The sequence below is a fragment of the Sphingomonas panacisoli genome (genome assembly GCF_007859635.1).
GTDB lineage: Bacteria > Pseudomonadota > Alphaproteobacteria > Sphingomonadales > Sphingomonadaceae > Sphingomonas > Sphingomonas panacisoli.
This window is the reverse complement of sequence record NZ_CP042306.1, coordinates 1,471,685-1,492,724: the sequence shown is the minus strand read 5'-3', so window position 1 is coordinate 1,492,724 and position 21,040 is coordinate 1,471,685. Positions and strand designations below refer to the sequence as shown.

The following is a 21,040-nucleotide window of genomic DNA, read 5'->3' as shown; positions in this document are numbered from 1 at the left end:
TTTGCGTCGGAGGGCTCAGGCGGGAAGTATCTCGGCGAATTGGCGGGCGAAGGTGTGCGCGTCGCCGGGCCAGCGCGCGGACAGGTAAGTGCCGTCGCGGACCACCCAGGCGGGGCGCTCGTCGCGGAGGGAATCGCGGGATAGGCCGCTCGTCTTGCGGCTGTGATCGGCAGCGTCCGGCGCGACGTCGATGAAGTCGGCGGGGTCGGCCAGCGCGCGCGTCACCTCCTGCTGGACCGACATATAGCCTTCTGGCTGGTGCGGGCCGTCCGGATAGGTGCGGTAGTAATCCGGGTCCCAGCGACGCGTAAGGCGCGCGATCTTGCTCGCCGATCCTTCGAGCCGCCAGGTCAGCGCGGTGGTCTTGCGGCCGTAGAGCACCGACTGGCCGGTGGCAGCCTGGCTGCGCGCCGCCAGCAATACGCCGTGGCAGATCGCCGCGACCGGTTTGTCCGCAGCGAAGAAGGCCGCCACCAGCGCTTGCAGCGTCGGGCTCTCGAGATACTCCCGCATCCCGCGCGCGCGGTGACCGCCCGGCAGCAATAGCCCGTCGAAATCGGCTTCGGCGGCAGCCTCCCACCGGATCGGCGCGAGGAACGCCGGATCGATGATCATCGCGCGATACGCCGCTCGCGCATCGCCATTGGCACGCAGCATCAGCCCGACGGCCGCCAGATGCTTCAAAAGCGGCACCCTGCCCCACCAATCGAGCCCGACGCCGGTCAGCATGATGTCGTCGCCCTCGCCTGGCCGCCCATCCGGCGTCGCGAACGTCACGCGATGACCGTGCGCGGTCAGCACGCGCCAGCTCACCGCCACCTCGCTCGGATCGAAATCGCGCGACGGGATCGGGATCAGGACATGAGCGATCGCACGACATCCTCATCTGAAAATATGGTGGTCCCGGAGGGACTCGAACCCCCGACGCCCACTTTAGGAAAGTGGCGCTCTATCCGGCTGAGCTACGGAACCACGCGGGCGAACAGGTAGCTGTGCGGCCGCGAAGGGTCAATTACACGCGTCGGGCGGGATGACGGGCAGAGGCAGCGGCGCGACGGCGACGCCGTCCTCGACCAGCGCCTTGGCCTCGGCGATTGTCGCCTGACCGTGGATCGGCGCGTGATCCTCAGTCCCTTCGTGCATGGCGCGCGCTCGGCCGGCAAACGATGCGCCGACCCATTCGGAGCCTTCGAGCGCCTTGGACTGCGCCGCCGCGAGCGCGGCCATCGCGGCCTTCATCGCGGCGGGCGTGACGTCCATCTGGCGATTGGTCTTGGTCCCGACCGCCGGCGCCATCACCGCTTTGTCGATCGAGCGGTCGCCGCAGATCGGGCAATCCACCAGACCGCGCGCCTGCTGATCGGCATAATCGTCGGACGAGCCGAACCACGCTTCGAACACATGGCCCGCGCCGCATTTGAGGTCGAAGACGATCATCGCCGCTCGACGCTCGGGATGGCGCGACGGTGCCGCAAGGCGGGGATTCGCTCGCGGACGTCGGCCTGTCGGGCGGGGTCTATCCCGGCGAAGCCCAGCCCCGGCGCCTCCCCCATGTCGAGCAGCACCTCGCCCCACGGATCGATCACCAGCGAATGGCCGAAGGTCGCGCGGCCGTCCGCATGCACGCCGGTCTGCGCGGCCGCGACGACGAACGCCGCGCCCTCGATCGCTCGAGCGCGCAAAAGGACATGCCAATGCGCGGAGCCGGTCGGGCGCGTGAACGCTGCCGGGACAGCGAGGATCGTCGCGCCAGCATCGGTCAGGGCGCGGTAGAGGTCGGGGAAACGCAGATCGTAGCAAATCGACACGCCCAGTGCGCCAGCGGGCGTATCGACGACCACGGCGCCCTCGCCCGCCGTATAGCTCGCCGATTCGCGCCAGCTTTCGCCGGTCGGCAGATCGACGTCGAACAAATGAAGCTTGTCGTAGCGCGCCCGGATCGCACCGCTATCGTCGATCACGAACCCGCGATTGGCGAGCTTCCCATCCTCGCGCCGGATCAGCAGCGAGCCGAGATGGACCCACAGCGCGTGCTTCGCAGCAGCCGCGCGGACTGCCGCCAGCACTGCGTCATCGTCTTCCGCATGGATATTCGCCGCGGCTCGCGCGCGATCGCGATCGACCAGCCCCGATACTTCCGGCGTGAACAGCATCACCGCGCCATCGGCCTTGGCGTCGGCAACCGCCTGAACGATTGTCGCGGCATTGGCGGTGGGGTCGATCCCGCCGGTCATCTGAAACAACGCGATCCTCATGCCGCCAGGAGCGGATCGAGCCCCCCGCGCGCGTCGAGCGCCGCCAGATCGTCCGACCCACCGATATGCTTTCCGTCGATAAACACTTGCGGCATCGTCATCCGGCCACCCGAGCGCTCGACCATCTCGGCCTTTTTCGGACCGCCCATCGTCACGTCATATTCGACCGGCTCGACGCCCTTCGACGCGAGCAGCTTCATCGCCCGCACGCAATACGGACACCACGCCTTGGTGTAGATTTCGACCTTCGCCATGCGCCAAAACGTGGAGAGCGGGGTCGCTATTGTCAATCGATCGCCTCGCCGATGACGCGCGCCCAGCAAAGGATCGTGACTTTCTTCGCACCCACACCAAGCAGCGCGCGCGTACAGGCGTCGGCGGTCGCACCGCTTGTATAGACGTCGTCAACCAGCACGACGTGGCGACCTTTCACGCGTTCGGCGCCGGTGACCATGAAGGCTGCGCGCACCGCCAAGCGGCGCTGGTGCGGGTTCATGCCCCGCAACGCCGGCGTTCGGCGCGAGCGCGCGAGAACAAACGGATCGCTACCGACGCCCGACCCTCGGGCGAGCTTGTCGGCAATCAACGCCGCCTGGTTGAATCCTCTGCCCCATAGCCGCCAGCGATGGAGCGGGACCGGTACCAGCACGTCCGCGTCGGCCGGCAGATGCCGCGCCATCAGCCGCGCCGCCGTCGTCGCGAAGGCCAGCCGCCCACCATATTTCAGCCGTAGTGCGAGCGTTCGGGCGACGGGGCCATAAGCCACGGCTGCGCGTGCACCGCTATGATGCGGCGCGCCTGCCAGGCACGCAGCGCACTGTGCGTCGTCGCCGCGATCGATCGCGAACGGCATATTGCAGGTCGCGCACCAGGGCGGCCCGATGAACTCGAGCGAGGCCCAGCAATCGACGCAGAAGCGGTGGTCGCCGCGCACCACCGCGCCACATCCCGGGCAGCGCGGTGGCAGCGCCAACGCAATCGTATCGCCGAGCAGATCGCGAAACCCCATGCGGTCTTGTCGCGCGCGCGGGGCGGCACAAGCGGAGCAGCGATGGATTCTCCCGAAATTTTCGACCGCGCGGCCCGCCGCCGCCGCCGTGACCGTGCCGCGCCGTCCTATGCCGCGCACGATTTCCTGCGGGCGGCGATGCTCGAAGGAATCGACGAACGGCTGGCGAGCGTGAAGCGCGAATTTCGCGACGTGCTCGATCTCGGCTGTTTCGACGGATCGTTCGCACCGCCGCCGGACGCTGCAGTAACGAGGATCGACGCGGGCGCGGTATTCGCCAAGCAAGTCGGCGGCACACAGGCAGACGAGGACAGGCTGCCCCTCGAGCCGGAAAGTTTCGATCTCGTGGTGTCGGCGGGCGTGCTCGACAGCGTCAACGACGTGCCCGGCGCGCTCGCGCAAATCCGCCGCGCGCTGCGGCCGGACGGTCTGTTCCTCGGCGCGTTCGTCGGCGGGCAATCGTTGAGCCAGGCCCGCGCCGCGTTCCGTGAAGCCGAGGCCGATCGTCCCGCGGCGCGCTTCCACCCGATGATCGACGTGCGATCGGCCGGCGATTTGCTGGTCCGCGCCGGCTTCGCGCTCCCCGTCGCCGACGGCGAGACGCTGACCGTCCGCTACCCCGATCTGTTCGGCCTGATCGCCGATCTGCGCGGCATGGCAGCGGGCAATGTGCTGCGCGACCGCGTGCCACTCACACGCCGCGCGCTGGCAGCCGCCGCCCAAGCCTTCGCCGACCGCGCCGACCCCGACGGGCGAGTCGCGGAACGGTTCGATCTCATTTTCCTGACCGGCTGGGCGCCGTCGCCCGACCAACCCAAGCCCGCCAAACGCGGTAGCGCGACCGCGTCGCTCGCCTCAGCACTCCGCCGCTAACGCTGCCGCCAGCGGCCCGTCGGCCGGAGGCATGTCGAGCGCGGTCAAATCGCCGGCCGCCACCCAGCGTATTTCCGCTGCGTCGAGCGCGCGAGGCTCGCCACGCCACGACCGGCAGCGATAGAGCAGCAAGACCAGATGCCGCTCGCCCAGCGATTCGCTGAATGCCACTGGGTCGAGCGCGTCCGGATCGATTTCGACGCCCAGCTCCTCGCGCAATTCGCGCACCAGCGCTGCCTTGGGCGCCTCGCCCGGTTCGACCTTGCCGCCCGGAAATTCCCACAACCCCGCATGCTGTTTTCCCGCGGGCCGTCGCGCCATCAGCACGCGTCCCTCAGCATCGATCAGTGCCGCCGCGACCACCAGCATCAGCATTTAGGTCCAACCTCCTGCCCTGTTTGCTTTTCGTTAACGGTCCCCGCGTACCCCTCGACATAGATTGGGGAGCCGTACGCGGCAAAAAAATGATGATGCACTTGCTTCGCCGTCTGGCCGAGTGCCGGAAAGCCGCGACCGCCGTCGAGTACGGTCTGATTCTCGCGCTGATCGTGCTGACGATGTTCGGCGCGCTGCAACTGACCGCGGGCGCGACGATCGATTTGTGGAACAACGTTTCCACCAAGGTCCAGAATGCGCGTTAAGTGCCGGGCCGGCCACATATTTCCGGGCTTTAAGTTTTTATCAACCTGACAGCCCTAGTGATTCGTTCTGCTGGTTCGGGGGCATTCCTGGTCCAGCCGGGTGACTGAAGTACTTCCACCTTTTGGAGACCGGACATGAAGACCATTCGCAAGATTTTCACGAACAAGAAGGGTGCCACCGCCATCGAGTACGGCCTGATCGCCGCTCTCATTGCCGTCGCCGCGATCGCCGCGATGCAGGGCCTGGGCAACCAGCTGAAGACGACCTTCGGCAACGTGTCGTCGAACATGAAGGCTTCGTAAGCTCACGCTTACAGCTTGAAAGAAGGGCGGCGGAACTTCGGTTCCGCCGCCTTTTTTTGTGCCCTACAGCCGCCCCATCGCGAGGAACTTGTCACGACGGTCGCGCTTGAGTTGATCCGGCGACAGATTGTGCAGGCCGTTCAACGCACCCTCCATCGCATCGCCGAGCGCGCCGATCGCTTCCTCGGGGTCGCGATGCGCGCCGCCGAGCGGTTCCTTCACGATCGTGTCGATAACGCCGAGCCCTTTCAGGTCCTGCGCGGTGATTTTCATCGCATCCGCCGCCTCTGCGGCCTTGTCGGCGGTGCGCCACAGGATCGAGGCGCTGCCTTCGGGCGAGATCACCGAATAGACGGCGTGTTCGAACATCAGCACGCGATTGCCCGCCGCCAGCGCGATCGCGCCACCCGAGCCGCCCTCTCCCACAACGGCCGCGATCATCGGCACCTTGAGCTTCAGGCACGCTTCGGTCGATCGTGCGATCGCTTCGGCCTGACCGCGCTCTTCAGCCTGCACGCCCGGAAACGCGCCCGACGTATCGACCAGCGTCAGCACCGGTAACCCGAAGCGATCGGCCAGCTCCATCAAGCGGATCGCCTTGCGATATCCTTCCGGCTTGCCCATCCCGAAATTGTGTTTGAGCCGACTCGCCGTGTCGTCGCCCTTTTCATGGCCGATCACCATCACGCGCTTGCCGCGGAACGTCGCGAAGCCGCCCAGGATCGCCTGGTCGTCGGCAAATGCGCGGTCGCCGGCCAGCGGCATGAAGTTTTCGAACAGGCCGGCCACGTAATTCTTGAAATGCGGCCGCTCGGGATGTCGCGCGACCTGCGTCTTCTGCCACGGCGTCAGTTTGGCGTAGGTCGACTTGAGCAGCGCGTCGGATTTGGCCTGTAGCCGGGTGACGTCGCTGTCGATGTTGATCGCGCCGTCGGCGGCGGTGTCGCGAAGCTCGTCGATCCGCCCCTGCAAATCGGCGATCGGCTTCTCGAAATCCAGAAATGTGGCCATGCGCGCGGGTTAGGCGCGGCGCTTCACCTCGTCAACGAGCGGGTGGCGGGTATTGACCAATTCGACCAGCCGCTTGCTGTCGACATGCGTGTAGATTTCGGTGGTGGCGATGTCGGCATGACCGAGCATCGCCTGGAGCGCGCGCAGATCGGCGCCACCCTCCAGCAGATGCGTCGCGAAGGCGTGGCGCAGGACGTGCGGGCTGACGCGGTCCGGCGGGATGCCGGCGTCGGCGGCGAGCGCCTTGATCAGTTGATAGAGGCGGACGCGCGACAGATGCGACTTGCCCGACGGGAACAGCCAGGGCCGGTCGGTCGCGACGTGCGCGCGCCACGCAGCCACCGCCGCTCGCGCGCGATCGGAAATCGGTGCCAGCCGCTCGCGACCGCCCTTCCCTCTCAGGATAATATAGGGTCTGTCGGGCTGAATCGCGTTGCGCGGGAGCGACACCAACTCCGTCGCGCGGAGACCCGAGCCGTAGAGCAGCTCGACGAGCGCCGCGAGGCGAAGGTCATTGGGATCGGGCGGCGTGCGTGCCTGCCGCTCAGTGATCGCGACGAACAAGCGATCGACGTCGTGATGGCTCAGCACCTTGGGAAGCGCCCGCCGCGCGCCGGGCTTCGGCAAAGCGGCGCCTGGATCGTCGGTGCGATGCCCTTCGTCGGCGACAAAGGCGAAGAATCGCCGCAACGCTGCCGATTTCCGTGCGACCGTCGATCGAGACAGATCGCTCCAACCGTCACCAAGCCTCGCGAGTGCTGCTGGCGTCGCTATTGCCAGCGCGCCATCGAGCGCCGCCGATGCGAGCCGCAAATCGCTGGCATAGGCGGCAAGCGTGTTCTTCGCCGCGCCCGCTTCGGCGGCCAGCATTTCGAGAAAGCGCTCGATCAGCGCGCGGTCGTCGAGCGATACGTTTGCGGTCACACTCGCGTCACGGCTTCCGCCGCGACCATCCGCGCCCAGCCGCCCAGGCCGACGACGCGCAACGCATTGACGATGTGGAACACCGCTTGCGGCGACACGCCGCGCCAGTCCGTGGTCTGCATCCCGACCGCGCTCAGCACCAGTACCTCGCCGGGACGCCCCTCGGCGGCGGCGCGATCTATCTTGCGGGTCCAGCTGTTTTCCGCAGTGACATCGACGCCACTGCTTTGCGCGGCGGCATTATCGATGCGACCGAGCCCGGCCAATCCCGCGGCGAACATCTTCTGCTTCTCCGCGCTCACCGAAAACGCGCTGACGTCGCCGGCCGCATAGCGCGCATTGCTGGTCGGGTCCGCAAGCGCGATCAACGCCCAGCCGAGACTCCCACGTGCGACGGTGTTGCGCCAGCGCAGCGCCGATCCGTCCATCCCGGCACTGATCATCGAGGCGAGCAGGTCGTCGCTGCCGTCGGTCGCTGCCGCGACGGGGACGCGCGCGGCGGCTCGCGCCGTCAGCACGAGCCGGCCGTAATGCGCCGGCTCGGTCGCGTCGGCGCTTTTCCACAGCCCGCGCAGCGCATCCAGGCGGCCGTCGCGGCTCGACGCCGTATAGGCGGTCGCCAGATCGTTCGCGATCGCGTTGGCCGGCGTGTTGGTGTCGTCCCCGGCATCGACCAGCCCGTAAAGGTCGACCAGAGCAGCGTTCGACAACACGCCCTGCGCTGCGGCCAGTTCGGCGTAATGCGCGCGCTTATAGGCGACGAGCTGCGGCGACAGCACCTGCCAATATTTCATCTGCAGGCCGGTATTGTCGAACAAAGTATCGGGGATGTCCTCGCCCGCCGCCGTCGCGAGGCCGAAACGCCAGCTGTTGAGGTTCGAGACGCTCGACCATTCGATCGTTACGTCCATCTTGTTCGCGCCCTTGCCCGCGACCTTCTGCGCCAGGAGCAGATCGACGCCCGTGGCGACCCGCGACGCCTGCTGCATCAGCGGCTTGGCCTGGCCCGGCGAGGACGAGAGGCTGGCGCACATCGCGCGGCCCAGCACCCAGGCGGGCTCGTCCGAAATCTTCACCGCATTGGTCACCAACGGACACATCGCGCCGACATCGCCGGTCGCGAGCGCGGCCTGCATCGCCACCTGATAGAGTTTCGGCGTGTAATTGTCCGGATCGACCGACTGAACGATCGCGCGGCCCATCACCGATTCGCCCATCCGCAACAGCAAGAAGGCGCGTTCCGCGGCGAAATCCGCCCCGTTGACGTTGCGCGGCGTCGCGAGCGGCTGGGTCAGCAAGCGGCGCAGCGCGATCGACACCCAACGCGACGCGATCGGCGCCTGCGTGTTGCGCATCAACGCTTCGATATACTGCCCGTCGGCTTTGCCGAAGGCGGCCGGGTTCGTGACACCGTCGGCGGGATCGACCCCGACCAGGTCGAGCGAACGCTGCGACGATTCGGGCAGAGCGTAGTGAACCGATCCGAACGCGGGGCCGATCGGCAAGCCCGTGACCGGGTCGGTGGGAACCGCCGTCGGTGTCGGTGAAGCAGCAGGAGGCGGCGGCGTACCGGGAACCGCCGCGATCGGCGGCGCGCCGACCGGTGCGGTCGTCGTAACGGGCGCAGCGGACTGAGCCGGCGCGGGCGCGGCACGCGTCGGCGCAGGCCGCGGTGCGGTCGCCGGCGGCTGATCGAACCCCGGCGGCAGGATCGATTCGGGCTTCTGCTGCGCGATCGCCGCCCCGCCGATGGCGAGCAGTGCGACCGCGGAAACGCCGAGCTTAGCCCTGGAGATTGCCAAGCGACACGCCCTTTTCGATGCGGGTCTGCGGCTTTTCGTGCGCCCGCGTCGATAGGAGGACGATCCCCCCGACCAGCACCACCACCACCGCAATCAGCACCATCATCATCCGCGACATGCGATACATACTCTCGTTCGAACAACCGGCCCGCTCCGCACGACGCTTGTGCCGGGGCGTTCCGTGCGCTGTATAGCGCCAACGCCATGTTGCAAAGCGCCCCCTCTCCTCAAGTGTGGACCGGCAAGCCGATCGTGCTCGTCGGATTGATGGGCGTGGGCAAATCGACCGTGGGCCGGCGGCTGGCGACGCGCCTCGGCGTGCCGTTCGTCGATGCCGATCACGAGATCGAGACGGCCGCGGGCATGACCGTGGGGGAGATCTTCGAAAAATTCGGCGAGCCGTATTTCCGCGACGGCGAACGGCGCGTCATCGCGCGGTTGATCGACGGCAGCCCGCGCGTCGTCGCGACCGGCGGGGGCGCGTTCATCAACGACGAGACGCGCGCACTGATCCTCGGTCAAGCGATCGCGATCTGGCTCGACGCGCCGATCCACGTCCTCGCCGATCGCGTCCGTCGCCGGGATACGCGTCCGCTGCTGCGCGACAAGGATCCGTTCGTCGTGCTGAAGGACTTGGCGGCGGTGCGCAATCCGATCTACGCGCAGGCGCCGATCCACATCCCCAGCGACCAGGCGCCACACGAATCGGCGGTCGCCGCCATCCTGAGAGCGCTCGAACTATGACAATCGTGCCGGTCGCACTGGGCCGCCGAAGCTATGACGTGGTGATCGAGCGTGGGTTGCTCGGCCGCGCGGCGGAACGGCTGGCGCCGCTCGCGCGGGGACGGTCGATGGCGATCGTCAGCGACGCCAATGTCACACCGCATCTCGCGACGCTTCAGGCCACGCTCGCCGCCGCCGGAATCGCGAGCGAGGCGATCGTGTTGCCCGCCGGGGAAGGCACCAAGAGCTGGGCGCAACTGGAAACGCTGACCGACCGTCTGCTCGCACATGGCGTGGAGCGCGGCGATCATGTCGTGGCACTCGGCGGCGGGGTGATCGGCGACCTCGTCGGCTTCGCCTGTTCGGTCGTGAAGCGCGGTTGCGGCTTCGTGCAAATACCGACGACCTTGCTCGCGCAGGTCGATAGCTCGGTCGGCGGCAAAACGGCGATCAACACGCGCGCCGGCAAGAACCTGATCGGCGCATTTCACCAGCCGGCCTCGGTGCTGATCGATCCCGACGTCCTCGATACACTGCCAGCGCGCGAACAGCGCGCCGGCTATGCGGAGGTCGTGAAATACGGCCTGATCGACGACTCCGCCTTTTTCGAATGGTGCGAGGCGAACGGCGCAAAGCTGCTGGCGGGCGATCCGGCGGCGCGCGAATACGCCATCGCGCATTCGGTAGAGGCGAAAGCACGGATCGTCGCGGAAGACGAGCGCGAGACCACCGGCAAGCGCGCGCTGCTCAATCTCGGCCATACCTTCGGCCATGCGCTCGAAGCCGAAGCAGGATTTTCCGACAAATTGCTCCACGGCGAAGCGGTCGCGGCCGGCATGGCGCTGGCGTTCGCCTATTCGGCACGGCGCGGGCTGTGCGACCGCCAGGATGCCGAGCGCGTCGCAGCCCATCTTCGGGCGGTCGGCTTACCCGATAGCGTCGCGGCGGCCGGCATCCGCGCGAGTGGCATAGTGCTGGTCAATCACATGCGCCACGACAAGAAAATGGACGCCGGCACCCTGCCCTTCCTGCTCGCGCGCGGGATCGGGAAGACGTTCGTCGATCATTCGGTCGATCTAACGGACGTTGCGGCGTTTCTGGATGAGGAGCGGACATGATCGGATGGATGACGATGGCGCTCTCCGCCGCGACGGCGCCTGCACCGCTGGCGCCTGCGGGTAAGTGGGTGGTCGATTATCAGAAGGACATGTGCATCGCGTCGCGCGCCTTCGGCACTACCGACAATTCGACGCTGTTCGGGATCAAGCCGTCGATTTCCATGGATGGCGACGACCACATCCTGTTTTTCGTCGTACCCAAATCGAGCGGCAACGAGGTCCGGCGCGGGCAAGCCGTGATCACGTTGCAGCCGTCCGGGCAGCAGTTGAAGATCGCCTATGTCAGCGCGGTGCCCAAGGGAACCAATGTTCGCGGTTACGAAGTCTATGCCAACGCGGAATTCGCCGCCCAACTGGCGCAAGCGACCGCCGTCAGCATGAAAGCCGGCAGCGATCAGCTCTCATTCGCAACCGGCAAGGTGGAACCAGTCCTCAATGCCCTGAAGGCCTGTAACGAAAGCCTGCTGCGGTCGTGGGGCATCGATCCGGCCGCTCGGGCATCGACGCCGCCCGGGGTTTCGGTCGCGAAATGGTTTCCGCAGGACAGCTATCCGGCCGAGGCAAAAAGACGTGGCGCGCAAGGGCGGTCCGTCATCGTCGTGACGGTTTCCGCAGCAGGACGTCCGACCGCTTGCCGCGTCATCCTGAAGGCCGATCCGGACCTCGACGCCACCACCTGCCGGTTGGCGATGCGTAACGGTCAATTCGAAGCGGTGGAGGGCAAGTCCGATCGCTATGCGGTCTACGCCGTGCGATGGGAGCTGTGGGACGTCTAACGATAGCGCGACGCGGACCAGGCTAGCCAGAGCCAGCCGACGATCATCGCTACCCCGCCGATCGGCGTGATCGCCCCGACCGGCCGCGGCGCGCCCAGTGCCAAGGCATAGAGCGATATCGCGAACAACGCGCCGCCGGCCACGAACAACGCCGCCGGCCCCCGCGCATCCATTCGGACGGCAACGAGCGTCGCGACGGCGTGAATCATCTGATACTGTCCACCGGTCTTGAGCAAGTCGGCGACATCCTTAGGCGCCCAATGCGCGCCGAACGCCCCGGCGGCGATCGCCATCGCGCCCGACAACGCGGCTAGGACGGCGATCCACCTCACGGCTCCTGCCCCCGGCCCAGTTCCTCAGCCGTTTCCGGCTCGACCGTCGTGGCTGCAGGCGCGTGACGGGACGTCGCCGCGCCGAGTTCCTTGCGCTCGTCGGCGGTGATGATGCGGTCGCGGGCGGCCCGCAAGTCGCCGGCTTCATATTGCGCGCGGAGCCGTTCCTTGTCGCGGGCGCGGTACATGTCCTCCGCGCGGTTGATCTGGTCGCCATCGACATCGATCGCCTCGAGCGCCAGCCGACCCATCTTGACCGCCGATTCCATCACTTCGCGCACGACGCCCGACACTGCCGAACCCTTGAGCTTGATCAGGCCGCGACGATCATAGGTCCGCGCGAAGATCGCCGCATGCGGAAACGCCTCGTGCACGCCCTCGATCAGATCGGGGTCGAGCTGGTCGCCGTCCATGCAGAACAGGATCAGTTCGGCATCGTGCGCGCCGGCTTGGCGCAGCAAGTCCATGCGCGTGCCGTCGCCGTAATAGACCTTGGCGCCGAACTCGCCGGCGACGTCGATCATCTCAATATCGGTGTCGATCAGCGTCACCGGCACACCGGCCGCGATCAGCATCTGCGCAACGGTCTGGCCGAACCGCCCGTAACCGACGATCAGCGCATTGGCGCCGTCCGCCTTGGGTCCCTCGCGCTCGCCAGTGACGATCGGCGCCTCGCGGAACTTCGCGGTCACCATCATCAGGAACGGCGTCGTCGCCATCGACAGCGTGATGACCGCGCTGAAGATACTGACCGCCTGGCCGTCGATCAGCATCGCGCGCTGCGCCTGCGCGAACAGCACGAAACCGAACTCGCCGCCTTGGCTGAGCAGCAATCCAAGCGCGAGCGCACCGCGCCAGTTCATCTTGAACAGCAACCCGATGCCCATCACGATCGCCGCCTTCACCGCGATCAGCGCGAGCGCCATGCCGATGACGAGAAACGGCCGTTCGGCGATGACGTACAGGTTGAGCATCATTCCGACGGCGAGGAAGAACAGCCCGAGCAGGATCGATCGGAACGGCTCGACATCGGCCTCCAGCTCGTGGCGATACGGCGAATCGGCGAGCATCACGCCCGCGACGAATGCGCCCAGTGCGGTCGACAGGTGGAGAAATTCCATCAACGCCGCCGCCGCGATGACGGTGAACAGCGCCGCGAACACGAACATCTCACGCTCGCCGAGATTGCCGATCACGCGGAACAGCGGACGGAGTAGGTACCGCCCGACCAGGATCAATCCGACGATCGCCAGCACGGTGTAGATCGCCAATTGCCAACCCGGCGGCCCACCCTTGTCGGCGGGATTGCGCGACAGGATCGTGACCAGCGTGATCAGCGGGATGATCGACAGGTCCTGGAACAACAGGATCGCGAACGCGCGTTCGCCGAACGGCGTGCGCAGGCGCCCCGCCGATTGAAGCATCGGCAGCACCTGCGCGGTCGAGGACAAGGCAAGCGGCAAGCCAAGCACCAGCGCCGCCGCCCAGGTCGTGTTGCCGACCCAATGCACGATCGCCGATACCGCCAGTCCACAGGCAAGTACCTGCAGCGCGCCGAGCGCGAAGATGTCCTGCTTCATCTTCCACAACCGGCTCGGGTTGAGCTCGAGCCCGACGATGAAGAGGAGCAGCGTGATGCCGAGTTCCGCGACGCCGATCTTACCCTCCGCGTCGCCGACGAGGTGCAGCGCTTGAGGGCCGATCAGCGCGCCGGCAACGAGGAAGCCGAGGGTCGCGCCGAGCCCGAGCCGGCGAAACAGGATGACGAACACCAGCCCGGTGCCGAGCATCACCACCCCGTCGCGGAGCATCGATACGCCTTCCATCAGCGGGCGGCCGCTTGGGCAGCGGCTTGGGCAGCGGCGTCGGCACCAGCCTCGAACGCGAGCCGGATCGACGGATGCCGCGCGGAGACCGTCAACGCCGGCGTAAAGATATCGAGATCGGGCCAATCGGGCGCCGACCCCTCGCCCGCCAGCCACGCGGTGAGTTGGTCGCGCGCGGTCGCGAGCTCTCCCGGCGTCCTGCCGATCGCATGCGCCGCGAACAGCGACGACGACGCCTGCCCCAACGCGCAGGCACGGACGACCATCCCGATGGCGGCAACACGTCCTTCGGAGAGATCGATATCGACCGTCACTCGGCTCCCGCAAATCGGCGAACGCTTTTCCGACGAACCCATCGGATCGGTCAGCCGCTCGTGGTGCGGGATCGACGCCGCCAGCCGCAGGATATCGGTGTTGTAGAGCGGCGCGTTCATTTCGGGGATGTAGGCGAGTGAAGCAGAAAGCGCGACCCCTACTCAACCGTCACCCTGAACTTGTTTCAGCATGACGATTATCGAGAAGAATGCGGTTTCGATTTGGCCGGCTTCTTCGCTCTGGTCGGCGTCGGGCTCGGCTTGGGTTCGGGTTCGGGTGCGGTGTCGTTTTCGACCGCATCGCTCGCATTGCCGTCGCTCCCGAACATCGCCTGTCCGGTCCGCCGCTTGCCGATCACGTCCGCCACGTACGCGCTGGTCGCGTTGAGCAACGGGTAGGTCCGCGCCTTGGTCAGCCAATCCGGCCGCTGCTTCGGCCCGCCGCCCGCAGTGTCGGTGACGAGGACGACCAGCAGGAACGCCAGGCTGGCGAGGATCAGGCCCTTGAGCGCCCCGAACCCGAATCCCATCGCGCGATCGAGCGGCCCGAGGATCGACGACCGCGTCCGCTTGCCGATCGACTGCGCCAGCATCCGTCCGCCAAACCATGCCGCGCCCGCGATCAGCGCGAAGGCGAGCACCGCCGCGCCGGTCGATGTCGCCACGATCCCGGTCAGCGCTTGCGTCACCGGCGCGTGGACCAGCTTCAGCGCGAACACCACGATCACCCAGGCGAACAGCGACAGCACTTCGTGCACGAACCCGCGCAGCCAGCCGAATGCGGCCGCCGCACCGACGCCGAGCAGGACCAGGATGTCGAGCGTGTGCAGACCCATGATCGGGAGAGCTAACCGCGCCCCAGCATATGGTCAACGAGCGCGCCCAACGTCTTGAATCCGCTGACCCGCATCCCGTCGCTTTTGGTCGCCGAGGGGCCGAGCGCGTGCTCGAATCCCAGCTTGGCGGCTTCCTTCAGCCGGAGTGGCGCGTGCGCGACGGGCCGCACTTCGCCCGACAGCGCGATTTCGCCGAACGCGACCGCGTCCGCAGGCACCGGCCGCTCGCTGAGCGCGGAGATCAGCGCCGCCGCCACCGCCAGGTCCGCCGCCGGGTCCTGCACGCGATAGCCGCCGGCGATGTTGAGATAGACTTCGCAGGTCGAGAAACTGAGCCCACAGCGCGCCTCCAGCACCGCGAGGATCATCGCCAGCCGCCCGCTGTCCCAGCCGACCACCGCACGCCGTGGCGTCGCGCCCGACGCCAGCCGCACGACCAGCGCCTGCACTTCGACCAGCACCGGCCGCGTGCCCTCCAGCGCGGGAAATACCGTTGCACCGGTCATGCCTTCCTCGCGATGCGTCAGGAACAGCGCCGACGGGTTGGCGACCTCGCTCAGCCCGCCCGTTTCCATCGAGAACACGCCGATCTCGTCGGTGCCCCCGAAGCGGTTCTTGATCGCGCGGAGGATGCGGTACTGATGGCTGCGTTCACCCTCGAAGCTCAGCACGGTATCGACCATATGCTCGAGCACGCGCGGTCCCGCGATGCTGCCGTCCTTGGTCACGTGTCCGACTAGCACCAGCGCCGATCCACGCTCCTTCGCGAAGCGGATCAGTTCCTGCGCCGACGCGCGGACCTGGCTCACGGTCCCTGGCGCACCCTCGATCAAGTCGGAATGCATCGTCTGGATCGAATCGATGACAAGCAGCGCTGGCGGTTGTCCCTGGCCCAGCGTCGTCAGGATGTCGCGTGTCGATGTCGCCGCGGCGAGTTCGACAGGCGCATCGCCCAGCCCCAACCGCCGCGCGCGCAACCGTACCTGGTCGGCCGCTTCCTCACCCGACACATAGACGACGCGCTGCCCACGCCGTGCGAGTTCGGCCGCAGCCTGCAGCAGCAGGGTCGATTTCCCGATCCCCGGATCGCCGCCGATCAGCGTCGCGGAGGCCTCGACGAACCCGCCCCCCATCGCGCGGTCGAGCTCAGCGATTCCCGTCGCCATCCGCTCCGGCAACGCGACCTCGGCATCCAGCCCAATCAACGCGATCGCACGGCCGCCGGACTGTAGGTTATGCTTGGCCTGGAACGGCGTGACGTTCCCGCCGACTTCCTCGATCAGCGTATTCCACTCGCTGCAATCGACGCACTGTCCCTGCCACCGCGACGCGACCGAGCCGCACGATTGGCAGACGTAGCGCTTCTGGGGTTTGGCCATGACGGCCCCTTAGATGAAAGGGAACGTTATGGGAACAAAAATCAACTCGGCCGCGCCGGAATCGTCAGCCCCTTGGCCACCGCGGGCCGCGCCAGCCCGCGCTCGAGCCATGCAGCGACGTTCGTGAAATCGTCGAACCCGACGATGTCGCGCGCCTCATAGAACGTGATCAAGTTACGGACCCAACCCAACGTCGCGATGTCGGCGATCGTGTATTGATCGCCCATGATCCATCGACGTTCGTCCAGCCTGGAATCGAGTACGCCGAGCAATCGCTTGCTCTCATCGACGTACCGATCGCGCGGGCGCTTGTCCTCATAGTCCTTGCCCGCGAACTTGTTGAAGAACCCGAGCTGGCCGAACATCGGGCCCAAGCCGCCCATCTGCCACATCAGCCACGCAATCGTTTCCCAACGCTCGACCGGGTCGCTCGGGATGAACTTCCCGGTCTTGTCGGCGAGGTAGAGCAGGATCGCACCGCTCTCGAACAGACCGATCGGCTCTCCGCCGGGGCCGTCCGGATCGACGATCGCCGGAATCTTCCCGTTGGGATTGAGGCTGAGGAATTCGGGCGACTTCTGATCGTTCTTGGCGAAATCGACCAGATGTACCTCGTAGGGCAGCCCGGTCTCCTCGAGCATGATCGACACTTTCACGCCGTTGGGCGTGGGCAGGCCGTAATATTGCAGCACGTTCGGGTCCGCTGCGGGCCATTTGCCGGTGATCGGGAAGCGCGAAAGGTCGGCCATCGTCCATCTCCATGTTCTGGTCGCGGCCTAGATAGGCAAGCCGGTTTCATCCCGCTATGGGCGGCGGATGGAACCTAGCGATCTTCGCGTCGCGCTATTCTCGGGCAACTACAATTATGTCCGCGACGGCGCGAACCAGGCTCTCAACAAGCTTGTCGGCCACCTGCTGTCGCGTGGGGTGACGGTTCGCGTCTATTCGCCGACCACCGACACCCCGGCCTTTCCGCCGACCGGAGATCTGGTGAGTGTGCCGTCGGTGCCGATGCCGGGCGGGCGCGACGAGTTCAAGCTCGCGCGCGGGCTCACATCGGCGGCGCGGCGCGACCTGGAAGCGTTTGCGCCCAATATCGTTCATCTGTCGGCGCCGGACATTCTCGGCCATCGCGCGCTGACCTGGGCCCGGCGGAACAACATCGCCTCGTTCATTTCGATGCACACGCGGTTCGAGACTTACCCGCCTTATTATCATATCGGGTTCACCGTCCCGCTGCTGATCAAGATGCTGACGCGGTTCTACAACCGCGCCGACCAGATCGTCGTACCGGCCCCGTCGTCGGGCGAATTGCTGCGCGGCTGGGGCGTGACCAAGCCGATCGGCATCTGGTCGCGCGGGGTCGATCACAATCGCTTCAAACCCGAAGCGCGCAGCTTCGAATGGCGCCGTTCGCTGGGGATCGCCGACGACGAAGTGGCGGTCGGTTTCCTCGGCCGGCTCGTGCTCGAAAAGGGCCTCGATATCTTCGCCGACGTGATGAACGAGCTGACGCGCCGTGGCGTGCCGCATCGGGTGATGGTGATCGGCGAAGGTCCCGCGCGCGACTGGTTCGCGGAGCGTGTGCCGGAAGCGGCCTTCACAGGGTTCCAGAGTGGCGACGATCTGGGCCGCGCGGTCGCGTCGATGGACGTGTTCTTCAATCCCAGCGTGACAGAGACGTTCGGCAACGTGACTGCGGAGGCGATGGCTGCTGGCGTGCCGGTGGTGGCCGCCCGCGCAACCGGCGCGGTCGATCTGGTCGAGGACGGCGTAACCGGCTTCCTGGTCCCGCCGCGCGACGTCGGCGCCTATGCCGACGCGATCCAGCGGTTGGTTCAGGACAACGATCTGCGTCGTAACGCCGGGCAGGCGGGGCATGACGCAGCCAAGGTCTACGAATGGGATCCGGTCAACGAAGCGGTACTGACCGCGTATCTCGATTTGATGGCACGGCGCGGCCGTTAGCCCGCCGGCTTCCACGTCCGTTCTTCCTCGGCGACGCGCAACACGTCGTACGCCGCCTGGATCGCCTGGAATTTCTTCGCCGCTTCGGCATCGCCGGGGCGCAGGTCCGGATGGTTTTCTTTGGCCATCTTGCGCCACGCGGAACGCACGTCGTCGAAGCTGCAATCGGGATCGAGATCGAACAGTTCGAGCGCGCGCATTTCGTCGCGCGATCGACTGCCGTCGCCGGGGCCCGCCCAGGCATTGTGCTTCGATTGCGCGTAGCCGTTCGCTGTGCGCGTTTCCGCAGCCTCGCGCTCGGCGGCTTCCTCCGCGGTCAGCCCTTCGAAGTAGTTCCAGCCGCGATTATATTCGGCGGCATGCTCCTGGCAGAAATACCAGCGTTCCGGGCTGTTGGGCGATTTCGGCGCCGGGCAGTCGCCCTTTTCGCTACAGCCGTGCCGATCGCATAGCCGCACCTTGGTCGCCTCGCGCGACGAGCCATAGCCGCCCCAGCGGGGAAAGCCCCAATTGTCGGATCGTGTCGCGCGCGCCATGGTGGCGCACTTAGGGGCGTAAGGCGCGGAATGCCACCCCGTCAGCGGGTCAGGATCGCCGTGAATTCCGCGATCGGAGCATTCTCCTCGAACGCCGGCACATCATTGGGCAGTACGACCCAGGGCTGCTTGCTCTTCGTCCAGATATGCGCGCGCGGCGTCAGGGTGCGGTTATGATCGAGCGTTCCCGCCCGCACGGTGACGATCCCCGGCCGACTGCTGTTCGAATTCCACAACCGGTTGTGGCAGACGCCGCACGCGCGCTGGTGCGACTGCGCGCCGCTCGGTGTCGTCAGCGTGAATTCGATGACCGGGCCGGTCGCGCTGATCGCGTTTTCGCGCACGACCGCCTGTTCGCTGAACGCGCTGCCCGACCAACGCTGGCAATCGGTGCAGTGGCAGCAATAGATCGCGTCGATGTGGTCGGCCGCGATGGCGTAACGCGTCGCGCCGCATCGACATCCGCCTTCGATTGTCATCCGCGCTTCTCCAACCCGGCCTGCTCCATCCGCCATAGCGCCAGGTCGATGCGATCCTGACCGAAGAAAGGTTCTCCCTGGAAAACGAGCGTCGGCACGCCCCAATGCCCGGCCGCCTCCAGCGCCGTCTGGTTCGCGGCGACCTCGGCGTCGATCGCCTGTGCATCGGCTTCCGCGTCGGCGTCGAGTTCCGTCATATCGAGCCCGGCCCGCGCTGCCGCCCCGGCGAGATGATCGCCTTCATGCCAACCGGCCGTGCCGCCCCAGATCAGCTGGGCAACTTCATCCGCAAAGGCGAAGCCCCTGCCCCGCCGCGCCGCGACCTGACCGGTGCGGACCAGACGGTAGATGTACGGCTGCTCGTCGGCGATCTGCCGAGTCATGACGTTCTGCACGATCGGGTCGGGCCGCGGCGGTGCAAAGGGGATTCCTGCATGCTGCGCCACACGCATGACGTCGCGGATCGTGTATCCCAGCCAGTTGGGGTGGTTGCGCTCGAAGAAATCGGGCTGGCGGATCGCGAGCGGATAGACTGGCTTGAGGTCGATCGTGAGGTCGTAGTCGCGCTGGATCGCCCGCCAGCGCGGCAGCGCGAGATACGAATAGGGGCTGCGGAACGAGAAATAGAGATCGGCCCGCATCACTCAAATCCTCCCCATCGCAGATGGAGGGGAACCAAGGCGCGAAGCGGCTTGGTGGAGGGGCCGCAGCCGCGCAGCGGCGAGGATAGCCTTCCCCAATTCCCCTCCACCATTTGCCATGCAAATGGTCCCCCTCCCCGAGCAAACTCGGGGAGGAATAACTTAGGCCGCTTTCTGCAAGTGGCGCCGTCCGAGCAACTCCGCGATCTGCACCGCATTCAGCGCCGCGCCCTTGCGGAGATTGTCGCTGACGCACCATAGGCTCAGACCGTTGTCGACCGTCGGATCTTCGCGCACGCGACTGACGAAAGTGGCATATTCGCCGACGCATTCGACCGGGGTGACGTAGCCGCCATCCTCGTGCTTATCGACCAGCATCACCCCCGGCGCCTCGCGCAAGATGCGCTTGGCCTCGGCGGCGCTGATCTCGTCCTCGAATTCGATATTGATCGCTTCGGAATGGCCGACGAACACCGGCACGCGCACGCACGTCGCGGTGACCTTGATCTTGGGATCGAGGATCTTCTTGGTCTCGACCACCATTTTCCACTCTTCCTTGGTCGACCCGTCGTCGAGGAAGCTGTCGATATGCGGAATCACGTTGAACGCGATCTGCTTGGTGAATTTGTGCGGTGTGGCGGAATTGCCGACGAAGATGTCGCGCGATTGTTCGAACAGCTCATCCATCCCCACTTTGCCCGCGCCCGACACCGACTGATAGGTGGCGACGACGACGCGCTTGATCGTCGCGGCGTCGTGCAGCGGCTTCAACGCGACGACCATCTGCGCAGTCGAGCAGTTCGGGTTGGCGATGATGTTCTTCGCGCGATAGCCCTCTATCGCTTCCGGGTTCACCTCGGGCACGATCAGCGGCACGTCGGGGTCCATGCGGTACAGCGACGAATTGTCGATCACCGTGCAGCCCGCGGCGGCAAAGCGAGGGGCGTGGATTTTGGTTGCCTCGGACCCGATGGCGAACAACGCGATGTCCCAGCCCTCAGGATCGAAATGCTCGATGTTCTGAATCTTGAGCTGTTTGCCGGTCTCGCCGTAATCGACCATATCGCCCGTCGAACGCGACGACGCGACGACCGCGATCTCGTCGGCCGGGAACTCGCGTTCCGCCAGGATATTGAGCATCTCGCGCCCGACATTGCCGGTCGCGCCCGCGACCACCACCCGGTAACCCATCACATCGTTCCTTAATCGCCCGCCTCGCCCGGCGGCGCTTGCTACTTAGGCCCCAGACGCCAGAATGGAAGCGCGCTTTTCTTGGGACGCAGCGAAGGACAGA

General features: G+C 66.4%; 27 protein-coding genes and 1 tRNA gene. 7 read left to right on the top strand and 21 right to left on the bottom strand.

The genetic code is table 11. From position 1 onward, the window contains the following. Positions 1–15: 15 nt before the first annotated feature. The 6 genes from FPZ24_RS07630 to FPZ24_RS07605 all read right to left on the bottom strand — a co-directional run bounded on the left by FPZ24_RS07630 (position 16) and on the right by FPZ24_RS07605 (position 3,264). Positions 16–813 (bottom strand): type 1 glutamine amidotransferase domain-containing protein, encoded by a 798-nt coding sequence (locus FPZ24_RS07630; protein WP_240047660.1) that lies wholly within the window; start codon positions 811–813, stop codon positions 16–18. Between the two features lie 82 nt (positions 814–895). Beyond that, positions 896–972, bottom strand: a tRNA-Arg gene (locus FPZ24_RS07625). Between the two features lie 36 nt (positions 973–1,008). Further along, positions 1,009–1,437, bottom strand: coding sequence for a DUF1178 family protein (locus FPZ24_RS07620; RefSeq protein WP_146570731.1), 429 nt, complete (start codon positions 1,435–1,437; stop codon positions 1,009–1,011). Further along, positions 1,434–2,255 carry a carbon-nitrogen hydrolase family protein gene (locus FPZ24_RS07615; RefSeq protein ID WP_146570729.1) on the bottom strand — a complete coding sequence of 274 codons (822 nt, stop codon included), beginning with the start codon at positions 2,253–2,255 and terminating at the stop codon, positions 1,434–1,436. The genes FPZ24_RS07620 and FPZ24_RS07615 overlap by 4 nt, the downstream gene beginning before the upstream one ends. Then, positions 2,252–2,509 (bottom strand): glutaredoxin 3, encoded by a 258-nt coding sequence (grxC, locus tag FPZ24_RS07610; RefSeq protein WP_146570727.1) that lies wholly within the window; start codon positions 2,507–2,509, stop codon positions 2,252–2,254. The genes FPZ24_RS07615 and grxC overlap by 4 nt, the downstream gene beginning before the upstream one ends. 32 nt (positions 2,510–2,541) lie before the next feature. Next, positions 2,542–3,264: a ComF family protein gene (locus FPZ24_RS07605; protein ID WP_146570725.1), complete on the bottom strand. Its 723-nt coding sequence runs from the start codon at positions 3,262–3,264 to the stop codon at positions 2,542–2,544. A 42-nt stretch (positions 3,265–3,306) separates the two neighbouring features. On the opposite strand from FPZ24_RS07605, the gene FPZ24_RS07600 reads away from it, so the two are divergent. Then, positions 3,307–4,137, top strand: coding sequence for a class I SAM-dependent methyltransferase (locus FPZ24_RS07600; RefSeq protein WP_186729134.1), 831 nt, complete (start codon positions 3,307–3,309; stop codon positions 4,135–4,137). Here FPZ24_RS07600 and FPZ24_RS07595 read toward each other — a convergent pair. Further along, entirely contained in the window at positions 4,120–4,506 is a 387-nt protein-coding gene (locus tag FPZ24_RS07595) for a (deoxy)nucleoside triphosphate pyrophosphohydrolase (protein ID WP_146574280.1), read from the bottom strand. The two genes, FPZ24_RS07600 and FPZ24_RS07595, sit on opposite strands and share 18 nt — an antisense overlap. 95 nt (positions 4,507–4,601) lie before the next feature. Between FPZ24_RS07595 and FPZ24_RS07590 the strand changes: the two genes are divergently transcribed. Both FPZ24_RS07590 and FPZ24_RS07585 read left to right on the top strand, forming a co-directional pair. Next, positions 4,602–4,778 carry a Flp family type IVb pilin gene (locus FPZ24_RS07590; RefSeq protein WP_146570721.1) on the top strand — a complete coding sequence of 59 codons (177 nt, stop codon included), beginning with the start codon at positions 4,602–4,604 and terminating at the stop codon, positions 4,776–4,778. Positions 4,779–4,913: 135 nt separating this feature from the next. Then, positions 4,914–5,081 (top strand): Flp family type IVb pilin, encoded by a 168-nt coding sequence (locus tag FPZ24_RS07585; RefSeq protein WP_146570719.1) that lies wholly within the window; start codon positions 4,914–4,916, stop codon positions 5,079–5,081. 63 nt (positions 5,082–5,144) lie between these two features. Here the strand turns inward: FPZ24_RS07585 and FPZ24_RS07580 are convergent, their stop codons facing one another. From FPZ24_RS07580 to FPZ24_RS17115, 4 genes are read right to left on the bottom strand one after another with little or no spacing between them, the layout of a single operon-like run. Then, complete coding sequence (locus FPZ24_RS07580; RefSeq protein WP_146570717.1) at positions 5,145–6,092, bottom strand: acetyl-CoA carboxylase carboxyltransferase subunit alpha; 948 nt, start codon at positions 6,090–6,092, stop codon at positions 5,145–5,147. A gap of 9 nt (positions 6,093–6,101) precedes the next feature. Next, a complete protein-coding gene (locus FPZ24_RS07575) occupies positions 6,102–6,962 on the bottom strand; it encodes a tyrosine-type recombinase/integrase (RefSeq protein ID WP_240047692.1) in 861 nt (286 codons plus the stop codon). A gap of 50 nt (positions 6,963–7,012) precedes the next feature. Continuing rightward, positions 7,013–8,818: a hypothetical protein gene (locus tag FPZ24_RS07570; protein WP_146570713.1), complete on the bottom strand. Its 1,806-nt coding sequence runs from the start codon at positions 8,816–8,818 to the stop codon at positions 7,013–7,015. Further along, the gene (locus tag FPZ24_RS17115) at positions 8,799–8,936 is read right to left on the bottom strand and encodes a hypothetical protein (RefSeq protein ID WP_186729129.1); all 138 of its coding nucleotides are present in this window, start codon (positions 8,934–8,936) and stop codon (positions 8,799–8,801) included. Before FPZ24_RS17115 ends, FPZ24_RS07570 begins: the two co-directional genes overlap by 20 nt. A gap of 86 nt (positions 8,937–9,022) precedes the next feature. Here FPZ24_RS17115 and FPZ24_RS07565 point away from each other — a divergent pair, with 86 nt between their 5' ends. Genes FPZ24_RS07565 through FPZ24_RS07555 form a run of 3 tightly spaced genes read left to right on the top strand, consistent with a single transcriptional unit; the run spans position 9,023 to position 11,435 of the window. Beyond that, positions 9,023–9,562 carry a shikimate kinase gene (locus FPZ24_RS07565; protein ID WP_146570711.1) on the top strand — a complete coding sequence of 180 codons (540 nt, stop codon included), beginning with the start codon at positions 9,023–9,025 and terminating at the stop codon, positions 9,560–9,562. Next, complete coding sequence (gene aroB, locus FPZ24_RS07560) at positions 9,559–10,659, top strand: 3-dehydroquinate synthase (protein ID WP_146570709.1); 1,101 nt, start codon at positions 9,559–9,561, stop codon at positions 10,657–10,659. Before FPZ24_RS07565 ends, aroB begins: the two co-directional genes overlap by 4 nt. 14 nt (positions 10,660–10,673) lie before the next feature. Then, on the top strand, positions 10,674–11,435 hold the full coding sequence (locus tag FPZ24_RS07555; RefSeq protein ID WP_205012872.1) for a TonB family protein: 762 nt from the start codon (positions 10,674–10,676) through the stop codon (positions 11,433–11,435). Here FPZ24_RS07555 and FPZ24_RS07550 read toward each other — a convergent pair. From FPZ24_RS07550 to FPZ24_RS07525, 6 genes are all read right to left on the bottom strand, one after another. Beyond that, a complete protein-coding gene (locus FPZ24_RS07550; protein WP_146574278.1) occupies positions 11,432–11,728 on the bottom strand; it encodes a DUF423 domain-containing protein in 297 nt (98 codons plus the stop codon). The genes FPZ24_RS07555 and FPZ24_RS07550 overlap by 4 nt on opposite strands. A gap of 35 nt (positions 11,729–11,763) precedes the next feature. Further along, positions 11,764–13,593, bottom strand: a complete 1,830-nt coding sequence (locus tag FPZ24_RS07545) for a cation:proton antiporter domain-containing protein (RefSeq protein WP_146570705.1) — start codon at positions 13,591–13,593, stop codon at positions 11,764–11,766. Then, positions 13,593–14,027, bottom strand: a complete 435-nt coding sequence (locus FPZ24_RS07540; protein WP_146570702.1) for an iron-sulfur cluster assembly scaffold protein — start codon at positions 14,025–14,027, stop codon at positions 13,593–13,595. Before FPZ24_RS07540 ends, FPZ24_RS07545 begins: the two co-directional genes overlap by 1 nt. A 77-nt stretch (positions 14,028–14,104) precedes the next feature. Further along, a complete protein-coding gene (locus tag FPZ24_RS07535) occupies positions 14,105–14,743 on the bottom strand; it encodes a CvpA family protein (protein ID WP_146570700.1) in 639 nt (212 codons plus the stop codon). An 11-nt stretch (positions 14,744–14,754) separates the two neighbouring features. Continuing rightward, positions 14,755–16,122 (bottom strand): DNA repair protein RadA, encoded by a 1,368-nt coding sequence (gene radA, locus FPZ24_RS07530; RefSeq protein WP_146570698.1) that lies wholly within the window; start codon positions 16,120–16,122, stop codon positions 14,755–14,757. Between the two features lie 41 nt (positions 16,123–16,163). Next, positions 16,164–16,871 carry a glutathione S-transferase family protein gene (locus FPZ24_RS07525; protein WP_146570696.1) on the bottom strand — a complete coding sequence of 236 codons (708 nt, stop codon included), beginning with the start codon at positions 16,869–16,871 and terminating at the stop codon, positions 16,164–16,166. A gap of 67 nt (positions 16,872–16,938) precedes the next feature. Here FPZ24_RS07525 and FPZ24_RS07520 point away from each other — a divergent pair, with 67 nt between their 5' ends. Then, the gene (locus FPZ24_RS07520; protein ID WP_146570694.1) at positions 16,939–18,090 is read left to right on the top strand and encodes a glycosyltransferase family 4 protein; all 1,152 of its coding nucleotides are present in this window, start codon (positions 16,939–16,941) and stop codon (positions 18,088–18,090) included. Here FPZ24_RS07520 and FPZ24_RS07515 read toward each other — a convergent pair. The 4 genes from FPZ24_RS07515 to FPZ24_RS07500 all read right to left on the bottom strand — a co-directional run bounded on the left by FPZ24_RS07515 (position 18,087) and on the right by FPZ24_RS07500 (position 20,937). Then, the gene (locus tag FPZ24_RS07515) at positions 18,087–18,626 is read right to left on the bottom strand and encodes a J domain-containing protein (protein ID WP_146570692.1); all 540 of its coding nucleotides are present in this window, start codon (positions 18,624–18,626) and stop codon (positions 18,087–18,089) included. The two genes, FPZ24_RS07520 and FPZ24_RS07515, sit on opposite strands and share 4 nt — an antisense overlap. A gap of 41 nt (positions 18,627–18,667) precedes the next feature. After that, the gene (locus FPZ24_RS07510; RefSeq protein WP_146570690.1) at positions 18,668–19,105 is read right to left on the bottom strand and encodes a GFA family protein; all 438 of its coding nucleotides are present in this window, start codon (positions 19,103–19,105) and stop codon (positions 18,668–18,670) included. Then, the gene (locus tag FPZ24_RS07505; RefSeq protein ID WP_146570688.1) at positions 19,102–19,746 is read right to left on the bottom strand and encodes a 2-hydroxychromene-2-carboxylate isomerase; all 645 of its coding nucleotides are present in this window, start codon (positions 19,744–19,746) and stop codon (positions 19,102–19,104) included. The genes FPZ24_RS07510 and FPZ24_RS07505 overlap by 4 nt, the downstream gene beginning before the upstream one ends. A gap of 162 nt (positions 19,747–19,908) precedes the next feature. After that, positions 19,909–20,937 (bottom strand): aspartate-semialdehyde dehydrogenase, encoded by a 1,029-nt coding sequence (locus FPZ24_RS07500; RefSeq protein ID WP_146570687.1) that lies wholly within the window; start codon positions 20,935–20,937, stop codon positions 19,909–19,911. Positions 20,938–21,040 lie beyond the last annotated feature (103 nt).

What these genes read in the sequence shown, in the direction of transcription:
- FPZ24_RS07500 (WP_146570687.1), bottom strand. Translation starts at nt 20,937, where the DNA reads ATGGGTTACCGGGTGGTGGTCGCGGGCGCGACCGGCAATGTCGGGCGC.
- aroB (WP_146570709.1), top strand. Translation starts at nt 9,559, where the DNA reads ATGACAATCGTGCCGGTCGCACTGGGCCGCCGAAGCTATGACGTGGTG.
- FPZ24_RS07600 (WP_186729134.1), top strand. Translation starts at nt 3,307, where the DNA reads ATGGATTCTCCCGAAATTTTCGACCGCGCGGCCCGCCGCCGCCGCCGT.
- radA (WP_146570698.1), bottom strand. Translation starts at nt 16,122, where the DNA reads ATGGCCAAACCCCAGAAGCGCTACGTCTGCCAATCGTGCGGCTCGGTC.
- grxC (WP_146570727.1), bottom strand. Translation starts at nt 2,509, where the DNA reads ATGGCGAAGGTCGAAATCTACACCAAGGCGTGGTGTCCGTATTGCGTG.
- FPZ24_RS07515 (WP_146570692.1), bottom strand. Translation starts at nt 18,626, where the DNA reads ATGGCGCGCGCGACACGATCCGACAATTGGGGCTTTCCCCGCTGGGGC.
- FPZ24_RS07575 (WP_240047692.1), bottom strand. Translation starts at nt 6,962, where the DNA reads ATGCTGGCCGCCGAAGCGGGCGCGGCGAAGAACACGCTTGCCGCCTAT.
- FPZ24_RS17115 (WP_186729129.1), bottom strand. Translation starts at nt 8,936, where the DNA reads ATGTCGCGGATGATGATGGTGCTGATTGCGGTGGTGGTGGTGCTGGTC.
- FPZ24_RS07510 (WP_146570690.1), bottom strand. Translation starts at nt 19,105, where the DNA reads ATGACAATCGAAGGCGGATGTCGATGCGGCGCGACGCGTTACGCCATC.
- FPZ24_RS07535 (WP_146570700.1), bottom strand. Translation starts at nt 14,743, where the DNA reads ATGGGTCTGCACACGCTCGACATCCTGGTCCTGCTCGGCGTCGGTGCG.
- FPZ24_RS07595 (WP_146574280.1), bottom strand. Translation starts at nt 4,506, where the DNA reads ATGCTGGTGGTCGCGGCGGCACTGATCGATGCTGAGGGACGCGTGCTG.
- FPZ24_RS07620 (WP_146570731.1), bottom strand. Translation starts at nt 1,437, where the DNA reads ATGATCGTCTTCGACCTCAAATGCGGCGCGGGCCATGTGTTCGAAGCG.
- FPZ24_RS07555 (WP_205012872.1), top strand. Translation starts at nt 10,674, where the DNA reads ATGGCGCTCTCCGCCGCGACGGCGCCTGCACCGCTGGCGCCTGCGGGT.
- FPZ24_RS07615 (WP_146570729.1), bottom strand. Translation starts at nt 2,255, where the DNA reads ATGAGGATCGCGTTGTTTCAGATGACCGGCGGGATCGACCCCACCGCC.
- FPZ24_RS07545 (WP_146570705.1), bottom strand. Translation starts at nt 13,593, where the DNA reads ATGGAAGGCGTATCGATGCTCCGCGACGGGGTGGTGATGCTCGGCACC.
- FPZ24_RS07585 (WP_146570719.1), top strand. Translation starts at nt 4,914, where the DNA reads ATGAAGACCATTCGCAAGATTTTCACGAACAAGAAGGGTGCCACCGCC.
- FPZ24_RS07520 (WP_146570694.1), top strand. Translation starts at nt 16,939, where the DNA reads ATGGAACCTAGCGATCTTCGCGTCGCGCTATTCTCGGGCAACTACAAT.
- FPZ24_RS07540 (WP_146570702.1), bottom strand. Translation starts at nt 14,027, where the DNA reads ATGAACGCGCCGCTCTACAACACCGATATCCTGCGGCTGGCGGCGTCG.
- FPZ24_RS07505 (WP_146570688.1), bottom strand. Translation starts at nt 19,746, where the DNA reads ATGCGGGCCGATCTCTATTTCTCGTTCCGCAGCCCCTATTCGTATCTC.
- FPZ24_RS07580 (WP_146570717.1), bottom strand. Translation starts at nt 6,092, where the DNA reads ATGGCCACATTTCTGGATTTCGAGAAGCCGATCGCCGATTTGCAGGGG.
- FPZ24_RS07525 (WP_146570696.1), bottom strand. Translation starts at nt 16,871, where the DNA reads ATGGCCGACCTTTCGCGCTTCCCGATCACCGGCAAATGGCCCGCAGCG.
- FPZ24_RS07550 (WP_146574278.1), bottom strand. Translation starts at nt 11,728, where the DNA reads ATGGCGATCGCCGCCGGGGCGTTCGGCGCGCATTGGGCGCCTAAGGAT.
- FPZ24_RS07565 (WP_146570711.1), top strand. Translation starts at nt 9,023, where the DNA reads ATGTTGCAAAGCGCCCCCTCTCCTCAAGTGTGGACCGGCAAGCCGATC.
- FPZ24_RS07605 (WP_146570725.1), bottom strand. Translation starts at nt 3,264, where the DNA reads ATGGGGTTTCGCGATCTGCTCGGCGATACGATTGCGTTGGCGCTGCCA.
- FPZ24_RS07590 (WP_146570721.1), top strand. Translation starts at nt 4,602, where the DNA reads ATGATGATGCACTTGCTTCGCCGTCTGGCCGAGTGCCGGAAAGCCGCG.